The organism is Streptomyces sp. NPDC007991 (assembly GCF_042958445.1).
In the GTDB taxonomy this organism is placed as follows: Bacteria; Actinomycetota; Actinomycetes; order Streptomycetales; family Streptomycetaceae; genus Streptomyces.
In genome coordinates this window covers 127,849-140,155 of the sequence record NZ_JBIBJD010000013.1, presented here as the reverse complement: position 1 = coordinate 140,155, position 12,307 = coordinate 127,849, and the positions used below count along the sequence as shown (strand labels likewise).

The 12,307-nt window shown below is 72.9% G+C and carries 8 protein-coding genes and 1 pseudogene; 4 read left to right on the top strand and 5 right to left on the bottom strand.

Features of this window, described 5'->3' with window-relative positions:
• Positions 1-8: 8 nt before the first annotated feature.
• The 3 genes and pseudogenes from ACFZDA_RS33220 to ACFZDA_RS33210 form a co-directional block, all read right to left on the bottom strand.
• The gene (locus tag ACFZDA_RS33220) at positions 9-1,592 is read right to left on the bottom strand and encodes a carboxyl transferase domain-containing protein (protein WP_391088854.1); all 1,584 of its coding nucleotides are present in this window, start codon (positions 1,590-1,592) and stop codon (positions 9-11) included.
• Positions 1,593-1,746: 154 nt separating this feature from the next.
• Positions 1,747-4,171: pseudogene (locus ACFZDA_RS33215) on the bottom strand (polysaccharide lyase 8 family protein).
• A gap of 352 nt (positions 4,172-4,523) precedes the next feature.
• Positions 4,524-5,375 carry an SDR family NAD(P)-dependent oxidoreductase gene (locus ACFZDA_RS33210; RefSeq protein WP_391088852.1) on the bottom strand — a complete coding sequence of 284 codons (852 nt, stop codon included), beginning with the start codon at positions 5,373-5,375 and terminating at the stop codon, positions 4,524-4,526.
• A 243-nt stretch (positions 5,376-5,618) separates the two neighbouring features.
• Between ACFZDA_RS33210 and ACFZDA_RS33205 the strand changes: the two genes are divergently transcribed.
• Together ACFZDA_RS33205 and ACFZDA_RS33200 are read left to right on the top strand one after the other, a co-directional pair.
• Complete coding sequence (locus ACFZDA_RS33205) at positions 5,619-6,218, top strand: YceI family protein (protein ID WP_391088850.1); 600 nt, start codon at positions 5,619-5,621, stop codon at positions 6,216-6,218.
• A gap of 136 nt (positions 6,219-6,354) precedes the next feature.
• On the top strand, positions 6,355-7,140 hold the full coding sequence (locus ACFZDA_RS33200; protein ID WP_391088848.1) for a trypsin-like serine protease: 786 nt from the start codon (positions 6,355-6,357) through the stop codon (positions 7,138-7,140).
• A gap of 206 nt (positions 7,141-7,346) precedes the next feature.
• Here the strand turns inward: ACFZDA_RS33200 and ACFZDA_RS33195 are convergent, their stop codons facing one another.
• Positions 7,347-7,949, bottom strand: a complete 603-nt coding sequence (locus ACFZDA_RS33195; protein ID WP_391088845.1) for a TetR family transcriptional regulator — start codon at positions 7,947-7,949, stop codon at positions 7,347-7,349.
• Between the two features lie 73 nt (positions 7,950-8,022).
• Between ACFZDA_RS33195 and ACFZDA_RS33190 the strand changes: the two genes are divergently transcribed.
• Both ACFZDA_RS33190 and ACFZDA_RS33185 read left to right on the top strand, forming a co-directional pair.
• On the top strand, positions 8,023-8,961 hold the full coding sequence (locus ACFZDA_RS33190) for an EamA family transporter (protein ID WP_391089087.1): 939 nt from the start codon (positions 8,023-8,025) through the stop codon (positions 8,959-8,961).
• A 156-nt stretch (positions 8,962-9,117) separates the two neighbouring features.
• A complete protein-coding gene (locus tag ACFZDA_RS33185; protein WP_391088843.1) occupies positions 9,118-10,290 on the top strand; it encodes a Cmx/CmrA family chloramphenicol efflux MFS transporter in 1,173 nt (390 codons plus the stop codon).
• Between the two features lie 623 nt (positions 10,291-10,913).
• Here ACFZDA_RS33185 and ACFZDA_RS33180 read toward each other — a convergent pair.
• Positions 10,914-12,239 carry a hypothetical protein gene (locus ACFZDA_RS33180; RefSeq protein ID WP_391088841.1) on the bottom strand — a complete coding sequence of 442 codons (1,326 nt, stop codon included), beginning with the start codon at positions 12,237-12,239 and terminating at the stop codon, positions 10,914-10,916.
• Between the last annotated feature and the right edge of the window lie 68 nt (positions 12,240-12,307).

Sequence of the window (12,307 nt, the reverse complement as noted above, 5' to 3'; positions counted from 1 at the left end):
CCGCCAGGTTACTGCGGAGGGTTGCCGTGCTTGCGGGAGGGCAGGTCGGCGTGCTTGGTCTGGAGCATCGCGAGGGACTTGATCAGCACCTCGCGGGTTTCCGCGGGGTCGATGACGTCGTCGACCAGTCCGCGCTCGGCCGCGTAGTAGGGGTGCATCAGCTCGGACTTGTACTCCTTGACCATGCGGGCCCGCATGGCATCGGGGTCCTCGGCGTCAGCGATCTGGCGGCGGAAGATGACGTTGGCCGCACCCTCCGCGCCCATGACGGCGATCTCGTTGGTCGGCCAGGCGTACGTGAGGTCGGCACCGATGGACTGGCTGTCCATGACGATGTACGCACCTCCGTAGGCCTTGCGCAGGATCAGCGAGATCCTCGGCACGGTCGCGTTGCAGTAGGCGTAGAGGAGCTTCGCGCCGTGGCGGATGATGCCACCGTGCTCCTGGTCGACGCCCGGGAGGAAGCCGGGGACGTCCAGAAGGGTGACGATCGGGATGTTGAAGGCATCGCACATCTGGACGAAGCGGGCCGCCTTCTCGGAGGCCTCGATGTCCAGGACACCGGCGAGCACCTGCGGCTGGTTGGCGATGATGCCGACGACCTGGCCGTCCATCCGGCCCAGCGCGCAGAGGATGTTGCGGGCCCAGCGCTCGTGGACCTCCAGGTAGTCGCCGTCGTCGACGATCTCCTCGATGACCTTGGCCATGTCGTACGGCCGGTTGCCGTCCGCCGGGACCAGGTCGAGGAGGACGTCCGAGCGGCGGTCGGCCGGGTCGGAGGCCTCCGTGCGGGGCGGGTTCTCGCGGTTGTTCTGCGGGAGCAGGGAGAGGAGGTAGCGCACCTCGGCGATGCACGTCTCCTCGTCGTCGTAGGCGAAGTGGCAGACACCGGACGTCTCGGCGTGCACGTCCGCGCCGCCCAGGCCGTTCTGCGTGATCTCCTCGCCGGTGACGGCCTTGACGACGTCCGGGCCGGTGATGAACATCTGCGAGGTGTCGCGGACCATGAACACGAAGTCCGTGAGGGCCGGGCTGTAGGCCGCGCCGCCCGCGCACGGGCCGAGCATGACGCTGATCTGCGGGATGACGCCCGAGGCCTTGGTGTTGCGCTGGAAGATGCCGCCGTAGCCGGCGAGCGCCGAGACGCCCTCCTGGATGCGGGCGCCCGCGCCGTCGTTCAGGGAGACCAGGGGTGCGCCGGCCGCGATGGCCATGTCCATGATCTTGTGGATCTTCGTGGCGTGGGCCTCGCCCAGCGCGCCGCCGAAGATGCGGAAGTCGTGGGCGTAGACGAAGACCGTCCGGCCCTCCACCGTGCCCCAGCCGGTGATCACACCGTCGGTGTACGGCTTCTTGGCCTCCAGGCCGAAGCCGGTCGCCCGGTGCCGGCGCAGCTGCTCGACCTCGCGGAAGGACCCCGGGTCGAGGAGAAGTTCGATGCGCTCGCGCGCGGTCAGCTTGCCCTTGGCGTGCTGCGCCTCGGTCGCCTTCTCGCTCGGGCCGGCCACCGCCTGCGCACGGATCTCGTGCAGTTCGGCCACACGTCCACGCGCGTCGGTCGGCTCACCCGGCGCCTCATCCAAAACGGTCATGTAGCGACCTTACGAAGCCAACCAAGGATTGCGGGCCGTCGACTCCTCACAGTCTCCGGCGTGTTTTCCTGGTACCCCTGAACAGAACCATGGCGGAGTGCAGCCGTTCTGACTGCTCAGGGGGCGTTCGGCTTGTGGGGGTCGAACAAAGCCGTCAGCCGAGAGTCACCTCACAGACGTGGGTGGCGCAGTCCTTCGCGGGGGTGACGCGCACGCGCAGTCGGCGGCCTGTGGAGAGCACCTCGACCGTCTCGTCCGCATGGGTGACCCGGCGGACCGGGCGGTTCCAGGTGATCTCCAGCGGTTCGCCCGTGCGGGGCGGTTCGCTCAGGCAGAGGGTAGCGGTACGGCCCCGGCGGACGGTCAGCACGCTCGCGCCGGCGGAGGCGGTGAGCGGGCCCGCCGTGCCGGCCTGCCAGAAGTTCGCGGCCGTCAGGCCGAGGGAGGGCAGGCTGACCGCCTGGCGGCCGGCGTCGTTGGCGAGGATCGACAGCCAGTGGCGGTCGGCGGCGCGGCGCGCGACCGCGCGGCGGGAGGCGCCGGGCATGAGGACGTAGGCGTAGGTGGCGTCCTGCGGGTCGGTGCCGTGGTCGAGCCACAGGGTCTGCCAGCGGCGGGTGCGCCGCTCCGGCGTGCTGCCGGTGTTGATGTCGGACCAGGCGCCGGTGCGGTCCTCGCGCAGCGCCCGCGGCTCGCCGTCGAGCAGGACCCAGCCGCCGTGGCCCTCCAGATGGGCCCAGCCGGGGCCCGCTGCGAAGGTCGGGCTGCCGGACTCGCCGAGGTTGCGGTTGTCGACGACGGTCTCCACCGGGACGCCGTCGGCGCAACTGATCCCGGCGCCCAGGCAGATCACCGCGTCCGCGGCGCAGAACCAGGACTTGCGGGCCTGGAGGGTGGAGCCGAGGCCCTTGAGGTGCTGGCCGAGCGCGGCGTACTCGCCGTCGGTGGTGCCGCCGACCCAGCGCGCGTCCGGGCGGGCCGTGCCCCACTCGCCGCCTTCCCGGTCGGCGAGGCGCTTGGTGGAGACGGTGGTTCCGGGCAGGCGGTACCAGTCCACGGTGGGCCAGAACCAGTCCGTGTACTGGTCGCCCCCGCCGGCCCACCAGCAGACCATTCCGGCACCGGTGTGCCAGCCGCGCGGGTTCTCGCCGTTGCCGCACTCGTAGTGGGCGATGCGGTCGCTGGCCATGGCGATGTTCACGGTGAAGCCGGGGCGGCGGTGGACGGCGCGGTCCATGGCGGCGAAGAGGCGGTGGCCGGTGGGTTCGGGGGCGGCCGGCAGGGGCGAGGCGGTGATCGCGTGCAGCCGGGCCAGGTCGGCGACGCCGAACTGGCGTGCCGTCAGGATCGGGGCGACCGTGTCCCGTTCGATCCAGCCCTTGATGCGGGCGTGCCAGCGGTCGCGTTCCGCCGGGCTCGCACCGGCCGCGAGGAGCGCGATGGCCGCGATGAGCTGCTGTCCGTGGAAGTGGTCGCCGCGCATGACCTTGCGGTCGTCGGCGCTGAGGAGACCGCGGCTGATGGCCCGGCCGTTGACGCTGTCCATGACGAGTCCGTCGTGGATGAGCGGTGCGTAGGCGTGCTCGACGCTGTCCAGGACGATCTGCCGGTTCGGGTCGGTGACCTCCCAGCCGGATCCGGCGAGCAGGGCGAAGAGGCGGCCGAGGCCGTCCCAGCATGACCTGGCCGTACGTGCCCGAGTAGGCGACCCAGGTGTGCTGGACGAAGGAGCCGTCGGCGTAGAGGCCGTCGCCCCTTGTGACGTACGGGAAGACCGGGGAGAGCGCGTCACGGGCGAGGGCGATCTTGTCCGGGTCGCGGCCGAGGATGCCGCGCAGGGCGACGGAGCGGCACAGGTCGACCCGGTTGGCCCCGGTGGACGTGCCGGAGTAGTCGCCGAGGGCCGAGTCGGGCACGAAGTGGTCGACAGCGGCGCAGGCCGCCTGGATCCGGGCGTCGCCGAGCCGGTCATGGAGAGCGGCCGTGATGTCCATGAGCAGGCGCGGGCTGCCGATCTGCCATTCCCACCAGTTGCCGTAGCGAGTGGTGGCGGGGTGGTAGACGGTGGCGGAGAGGTGGTCGAGGCCGCGCAGGACGGCGGCGAGGAGGTCCGGGTCGGCGGTCGAGCCGGTGCCCTGCTGGACGTAGGCCTGGGTCATGGTCCACAGGCGGCCGTAGCTCATGGTGATGCCGGCCGGTGGGTCGAAGGGGTGGCCGGGCCAGAGCGAGTCCGCCGCCGGGGCCATGGCCGAGTGCAGGGCACGGGCGAGTTCACCGGTCTCGGCGAGGCGTGAGGCGTACGGCTGCGCGGACGGGTCGTATCCGGTGCCGAGGGTGATGCCGAGCCAGCGTCGGCGGAGGGTGTCGTACGGGTCGGAGCCGGGGTCCTGGGCGTCGGGTCCCTGCGCGTCCTGGCCCTGAGCCCCAGCGTCCCGCGCGGCGGCGCGGCGGGGCGTGGGCCTCGCGCCGCCGGTCGCCGCCAGGGCCGCGGCCGCGAGCAGCAGGGCACGGCGGCCGGGGCGGAGCAGAGCGGCGGCCTCGGCCGTACGGCGGGAGAAGACGCGACGCTGGGGAGTCATGCCCATGCCTTACCACGGGGAGACGGTCACCTGAACGGAGGATCCGGCCGGAGTGACCGGAACGGGGGAACGGGCCCGAGGGGTAAGGCCGGCTGGGGCAGCCGAGGCGTGGGCGGCTATCGGGAGGCGGCCGGAGCAGCCGCAGCGGCGGAGCGGCACAGCCGTGACACGGCCCGAGCAACACCGGCCGCGGAGAGCAGCACGCCCGTGACACGGCCGCGGGGCAGCCGCAGCCGGCAGCACAACCGGGACGCCGCCGGAGCCGACGAGCAGCACACCCCGGACACGGACCGAGCAGCCCGGGCCACCGACAGCGCAACCGCGACACGGCCCCAGCAGCCCCAGCCACCGATCAGCCGAGGCGGTTCAGCAGGTGTCCGGACATCCTCGGGGCCAGGGCGCGGAGGCGGTCCGCGAGGGCCAGCCAGGCGGGGACGTAGACCTGGTCGCGGCCCTCGCGTACGGCCTCCCAGACGGCGCCGGCGACCCGGCCGGGCGGGATCCGCCGGGGGCGGGAGTGCTCGTACGGCCTGCCGCGGCGGGCGTGGAAGGGCGTGTCGACGGGGCCGGCCACCACGAAGGTCACGCCCACGCCCGTGCCCCGCAGTTCCCGGCGCAGCGCTTGGGAGAACGCGGCCAGAGCGGCCTTGGCGGCGGAGTACACCGCTTCCTCCCGTACGCCCACGCAGCCCGCGACGGAGCCGAGCAGCACCACCCGGCCCCGCCCGGCCGCGATCATCGTGGGCAGCACCTCGCGCACGAGGTGGAGCGTGGCGTTGAGGTCCAGGGCGAGCACGCGGTCGATGTCGGTGTGCGGCATGGCGGCGAACGGGCCCGCCCAGCCGATGCCCGCCCCGGCGACGAGGACGTCGACCCGGCCGGTCGTGTGCAGCGCGGACTGGGCCAGCAGGCGCGGGCCGTCCGGGGCGGCGAGGTCGGCGGGCAGCACGTCGGCCGTGGTGCCGGACGCCGTCCGCTCCAGGCGGCGCCGGTCGCGGCCGCTGAGGAGCAGGTGCCAGCCGTCCATGGCGAAGCGCCGCGCCGTGGCCGCCCCGATGCCCGAGGAGGCCCCGGTGACGAGGGCCACGCGCCGGTCCAGACGCCGTGGCGGCCCGTGCTCGCGCGCCGGTGCGGGGGCGGCCAGGCGGCGTGGGGCGGCGCCCGTCGGTGGGTCGTGGGCCGAGCCGGAGCCGGTGAGTGTCATCGGTCGGTCTCCCTGCGCTGTAAACGTCCGCCGTGGTCTCGGCTGTCTCCGTTCCAAGCTCTGCGCACAGGATGCGACAGGACCATCCCTGCGTGCCGCTCGATGCCGCCAGGCGGCGGTATGGGCACCACAGCGCGACATACCCGCCAAAAAGATTGAACATTGAACTGGAATAGGTCTACGGTGGGTCGCGTTACATAGTTCAACGTTCAACATTCCAGCGGAACGCAGGAGGAGTACCCCATGAGCATCTTCAGCCGCAAGGGCACCGAGACCGCCACGACCGACGCCGTGGGCCCGGAGCTGGCCGCCCTGACCGGCGACTACACGATCGACCCCGCGCACTCGACGATCGGCTTCGTCGCCCGGCACGCCATGGTCACCAACGTCAAGGGCGGCTTCCAGGACTTCACGGGCACGCTCCACCTCGACGGCACCGACCCCTCGCGGTCCACGGCCTCCCTGGACGTCGTGATGGACAGCATCGAGACGGGCAACGCCGACCGCGACGGCCACCTCAAGAGCTCGGACTTCTTCAAGGCGGACGAGTTCCCGGCCATGACGTTCCGCTCCACCGAGGCGGAGGCCCTCGGCGGCGACGACTACCGCATCACCGGCGACCTGACGATCCTCGGCACGACCCGCCCCCTCACCATCGACCTCGAGTTCAACGGTGCCGCGAAGGACCCCTTCGGCAACGAGCGCGTCGGCTTCGAGGGCAAGGCGGAGATCCTGCGCTCCGAGTGGGGCCTGACCTGGAACGCCGCCCTGGAGACCGGCGGCGTCCTGGTCTCCGACAAGATCAAGCTCACCTTCGACATCTCGGCGATCAGGAACGCGTGAGCCCCGTTCGGCCGGCCCGGTGAAAGGTCACCGGGCCGGTTCTGGCCGGATCACGCCTTTCACTGCTGACATGCACTCGACAATCTGATGCTTCCGGTTGCACCTCCCCGGTCAACCCCCCACGGAAGGCATCACGTTGAAGAGACTGCTCACGGCCCTCAAGAGATGTGCGGTCCTCGGGGCCGCCGCCCTCGCGATCGCCAGCCTTCAGCCCGTCACCGCCGCCCAGGCCGCCCCCACGCCCGTCGTCGGCGGGACGCGGGCCGCGCAGGGCGAGTTCCCGTTCATGGTCCGGCTCTCCATGGGCTGCGGCGGGGCGCTCTACACCCAGCAGATCGTGCTCACGGCCGCGCACTGCGTGGGCGCCTCCGGCAACAACACGAGCATCACCGCCACCGCGGGGGTCGTCGACCTCCAGTCCACCAGCGGCCGGGTCCAGGTCCGCTCCACCAAGGTGCTCCGCGCCCCCGGCTACAACGGCACCGGCAAGGACTGGGCGCTCATCAAGCTCGCCCAGCCCATCAACCTGCCGACCCTGAAGATCGCCACCACCACGCAGTACAACACCGGTGACTTCACCGTCGCCGGCTGGGGCGCGAACCGTGAGGGCGGCTCCCAGCAGCGCTACCTGCTGAAGGCGACCGTGCCGTTCGTCAGCGACGCCGCCTGCAAGGCCTACGGCGGTCTCTACAGCGGCCTCGTCGCGGGCGAGGAGATCTGCGCCGGCTTCGACGCGGGCGGTGTCGACACCTGCCAGGGCGACTCCGGCGGCCCCATGTTCCGCAAGGACAACGCCGGCGCCTGGATCCAGGTCGGCATCGTCAGCTGGGGTGACGGCTGCGCCCGGCCCGATGCCCCCGGCGTCTACACGGAGGTCTCGACGTTCGCCTCCGCCATCGCCTCGGCGGCGTCGACGCTCTGACCCGCCTCCCCGACGGCTTGCGGGCCCGGTGCCGTACGGTGCCGGGCCCTGCCGTGTCCTGGGCCCTGCCGTCACATTCCCGTCGCCCGCCTGAAGGGCGGGCCCCGCGGCGTCAGGTGCGGCGAGTGGGGGCACCTCCCACGCCCTTAAGGCAGTGGGGGAGCGTGCATGGCGTCGCCGGGCAGGCGGGAATGTGACGACAGGGCCTAGCGGCCTTCCGTCCGCTGTACGAGGAGCGCGCGGGCCTGTTCGCGGGCGTGGGCGATGGCGTCCGGGAAGATGCCGAGGCCGTGCGCGACGAGCGCCCCCTCGTGCAGCAGCATCAGCGCCCGGGCCAGGGCGCCGGCCCGCTCCGGGGCGATGTCCGAGGCGAGGCGGGTGAAGAGAGCGAGCATCCACTGCTTCTGCCCGGTGATGACCGGGTGGGCGGGATGGGCGGGGTCGCTGATCTCCGCGTGGGCGTTGACCATGCTGCACCCCTTGGGGCTGAGCTCCGCCGCCCACGCGCGCGAGGCGTCGAAGACCGCGAGGACCTGCTCCCCGGGCTCGGACGGGGCCGCGTCGAGGCGTGCGGCGAGGAAGGCCCGCCAGCGCTCGTCGCGGTCCGCGAGGTACTCCACGACGATCTGCTCCTTGGAACCGAACCGGTCGTAGAGGGTCTTCTTCGTCACCCCGGCCTCGGCGGCGATGAGGTCGACGCCGACGGCGTGGATGCCGCGTTCGTAGAACAGCCGGGCGGCCGCCGCCAGGACGCGGCGGGCGGCGGGGGTCAGCGTGATCCGGCGCGGGTTCTCGGCGGTGGTACCCATGACACCCGAGTATACCGATCTGTATAGTGAGCGGAGAACGGGTATACCGATCTGTCTACTGGTTGTGGTGTCCGTGAACATCCTGCTCTCCGTCGCCTTCGTCCTCTGCTGGAGCTCCGGGTTCATCGGGGCCAAGCTCGGCGCGGGCAGCGCGTCCGCGATCACGGTCCTGATGTGGCGGTTCCTGCCGCTGGCCGTCGTCCTCGTCGCCGTCGCCGTGATCACGCGCCCTGCCTGGCGGGGACTCACCGCCCGGGACGTGACCCGGCAGGCCGTCATCGGCGTGCTGTCGCAGAGCGGCTATCTGCTCAGCGTCTACTACGCCATCCAGCTCGGGGTCTCCAGCGGCACGACGGCCCTGATCGACGGGGTCCAGCCGCTCGTCGCCGGGGCCCTCGCGGGACCGCTGCTGGGGAGTTACGTCTCGGGCCGGCAGTGGGCCGGCCTGGGGCTGGGGCTGGGCGGCGTCTCGGTGGTCACGCTGGCCGACGCCGCGGCCGGGAGCGGCGTGCCCTGGTGGGCGTACGCCGTCCCGCTGCTCGGCATGCTGTCGCTGGTCGCGGCCACCTTTCTGGAGAGCCGGTCCCGTTCGCGGGTGGCTCCCTCGGTGTCGCTGACCGTCCACTGCGCGACCAGCGCCGTCCTCTTCTCCGTGCTGGCGCTGGGTACGGGGGCCGCCGTGCCGCCCGCCGAGGGCGAGTTCTGGTTGGCCGTCGCCTGGCTCGTGGTGCTGTCCACGTTCGGCGGGTACGGGCTGTACTGGCTCATCCTGAAGCGGTCCGGGGTGACGAAGGTGAACACGCTGATGTTCCTCATGGCGCCGGTCACGGCCGTCTGGGGCGCCCTCGTGTTCGGTGAGCCGTTCGGCGTGCAGACCGCGCTCGGCCTGGCCGTCTGCCTCGCGGCCGTGGTGGTCGTGCACCGCGGTGGCGGCCGGAAGGACACGGCCGTGACCGCGGCCCGGGGCGAGCCGGAGGAAAACCTGTGGACCCGGGCCCCCGGGTCCGCCTAGCGTCTCCCCCATGTCCAGCCCCGAGGCGTCCAGAGTGCGGCCACCGGCTCTCCGGTGGCTGTTCGTGATGCCGGGCCGCTGAGCCCGCTCGCTCCGCTGCCGGAAGCCGTCCGACCTGTCGTGTCCGACGTCGACTTCGGGGTGCGGAGTTTCTTCATGCCGTTCGCTCTTGTCTTGCTGGGCCTTGCCGTCTTCGCGCAGGGAACGTCCGAATTCATGCTGTCCGGTCTGGTGCCGGACATCGCGCGGGATCTGGGAGTGTCCGTTCCCGCGGCGGGGGCGCTGACCTCCGCCTTCGCGGTGGGGATGGTCGTGGGGGCGCCGCTGGTGGCGGGGCTCGCCCGGCGCTGGCCGCGGCGGGGTGCGCTGCTGGCGTTCCTCGTGGTGTTTCTCGCCGTCCATGTCGCCGGTGCTCTCACCGGCAGTTTCGAGGTACTGCTCGCCACCCGGGTCGTGGGGGCGCTCGCCAACGCCGGGTTCCTCGCGGTCGCCCTCGTGGCCGCCGTGGACATGGTCCCGGCGGACGCCAAGGGGCGGGCCACGTCCATGCTGCTGGGCGGGGTGACGCTGGCGTGCGTGGCCGGGGTGCCCGCCGGGGCCGTGCTGGGCGGACTGTGGGGCTGGCGCGCGGCGTTCTGGGCCGTGGCGCTGGTGTCGCTGCCCGCGCTGGTGGCGGTGGCGAGGTCGGTGCCGGGCGGTTCGGCGGGAGGTGCGCCGCCCGCGCTGTGCGGTGAACTGCGGTCGCTGCGCAGCCCCCGGCTGGTCGTCACGCTGGCGCTGGGCGCCCTCGTGAACGCTGCGACGTTCAGCACCTTCACCTATCTCGCGCCCCTGGTCACCGAGGTGACGGGGCTCGGCAGCGTCTGGGTCCCCGGGGTGCTCGCGCTGTTCGGGGCCGGGTCGTTCGCCGGGGTGACCGCCGCCGGGCGGTTCGCCGACCGCCACCCCGTCCGGGTCCTGGCCGGCGGGGCGGTCGCGGTGTGCCTGGGGTGGTGCGTCCTGGCGCTCGGGGCCGGGCATCCGGTCCTGGCACTCGCGCTCGTCTTCGCCCAGGGGGCCCTGTCGTTCGGCGTCGGCTCCACGCTGATCTCCCAGGTGCTCTACGCGGCACCGGGCGCACCCACCCTGGCCGGCGGCTTCGCCACGGCCGCGTTCAACGTGGGCGCCGCGCTGGGCCCTTGGGCCGGCGGCCTCGCGATCGGCGCGGGCTTCGGCTACCGCTCCCCCGTGTGGGTCAGCGCGGCCCTGGTCGCCCTGGCGGGCACGGTGGCCGGGGTCGCGTGGGGACAGAGGGAGCGGGTTCCGGTGCGGGAAGGGGTGGGGCATTGAGCCCCGGCTCGGGTTTCGGGGGCCTGGCCCAGGAAAGGACGGGACATTGATCCCCGGCTCTGGTTCCAGAGACCTGGCCCGGGAAGTGGCCAGGCCCTGAATCCCGGCTCTCCCGGCTCGGGCGCTGTTGGGTCTCTGGGCCGAAAAGCGAGCGGGCGCTGATCGCGGGCTGGGACGCAGGGGCTGAGCGCGGCGACCGAGGCCGGGCCTGGCGACCACGGCAGCGGGCCCTGGGCCGGGGAAACGGCCGGGCACCGCCCTCGGCTCGGGCGCCGCCCGGCGCATCGGCAGCGGGCACGGCCCTTGGACCGGGAAGGACCCATCGACACGGCCTCTGGCCCGGGGCCCCCGGGCCGGAGGCCGTCAGGCACCACTCCGGCCCGGGCGCCGAGCACCCAGGGCGACGGACCAGGGTCGAGGCTGGCCGTGGCGCGCTCGGCCTGGTCCCGCACGGGGGACGGACGCGGGCCTCGGGGCCGACGCCGCACAGGACAAACGCGGGCTTCGGCCCGACACCCCACAGAACAAACACAGACCCGGAGCCCAACACCGCACAGAACAAACACAGCCCCGGAGCCCGACACCCCACAGGACGAGCGCGGCCCGGTACCCGGCGCGGTCGGTCAGAAGCCGCCGCCGAAGTCCCCTCCCCCGCCGAAGCCGCCCCCGAAGTCGCCCGTGTCGAAGTCCGCGCCGGAGACGTCGCCGCCGCCGAAGTCGCCGTAGCCGGAGCCGTAGTCGGACGCGTAGGCGGGGCCGGCCATCATGCTGCCGAGCATCGTGCCGACGAGGAGGCCGGGCAGGAGGCCGCCGCCGAAGTAGCCGCCGGCCCAGGGGCCGTACGCCGGGCCGGCCTCCCAGTACGGGCGGCGGCCGAGTTCGGTGTCGACCTCGCGGATCACGGGGTCCCGGCCCTCCGTGAGCCGGGTCCGGTCGGCCGCGCAGACAGGGACGTCGCGCGTGGCACCGCCCGGGGGCGTCCAGCTGGCGTCGGCGACCGAGGGGCCGTGACGGGGGTCGAAGAAGCAGGGCGGGCGGCGCTCCGGCAGCGGGGCGCCCTCGCGGCGGGCCGCGAGTCGCGCCAGGGAGAACCGGCCGTCCTCCACGGCCTCGGTGACGGCCCGCACGTCCTCCGGCCTGGTCGCGGCGGCCATCAGGGACTTCGCCTGCTCGTAGGCGTCCAGGGCGCGTTCGTAGTCGGCGCGCATCGCGTCGTCGGCGCCGGGTTCGCCGGGGTGGAAGTCGAGGCGGTCGAGCTCCTCGCCGAAGGCGGTGATGTCCTCGTCGACGACCACGCGCAGCTTCTCCAGCGCGGCCCGCTGCTCCTCCTCGTGGCGGCGGCGGTTGCGACGGGCCAGCGCGTAGGCGCCCGCGCCGCCGGCCGCGACCAGTGCGCCGACCGTGACCAGGCTGCCGACCGGCACGCCACTGCCCGAGCCGTCGCTCCAGCTGCTGGGCGCCGAGCCGCCCACGTTGCGCAGGGCGGCGTCGACGAAGTCGTTCAGCTGCGCCTTGGCGTCGCCCGCGCCCTGTACGGACGTGACCAGGTTGGACACCGCCTGGCGGCTCATCACCGAGCTGTCCGCGCGGGCGTCGAACCGGTCTCCGAGGCGAATGCCGTACAGGCCGGTGATGCCGGTCTCGGTGCGCAGGTTCCGGAAGAGGTCCTGCGTGGGGAAGCCGGCCGGGAGGACCGCCACGAAGACAGGCTTGTCCGCGTCCTTGATCTTCTTGGCGAGCGCATCGGCGTCCGACGCGGCCAGCTGGCCGCGAGCGGCCGGATCGACGTAGACAGGGCTCTGCCGCAGTTCCGCTGCGATCCCAGAGACACCGGTGGCCGCCCGCGCACCGGGCGCACCCGCCGTCAGCACCGCCATCAGCACCGCCAGGACGGCGACGACCGGCACGATCAACACACGTACGACGGTATGCACCAACGCGGCCTTCATACGTTCGAAGCTACCCGAATCGGCACGGAAAGGGTGATCGGGCGGAGTCCGCATTTCAGGACACCGCC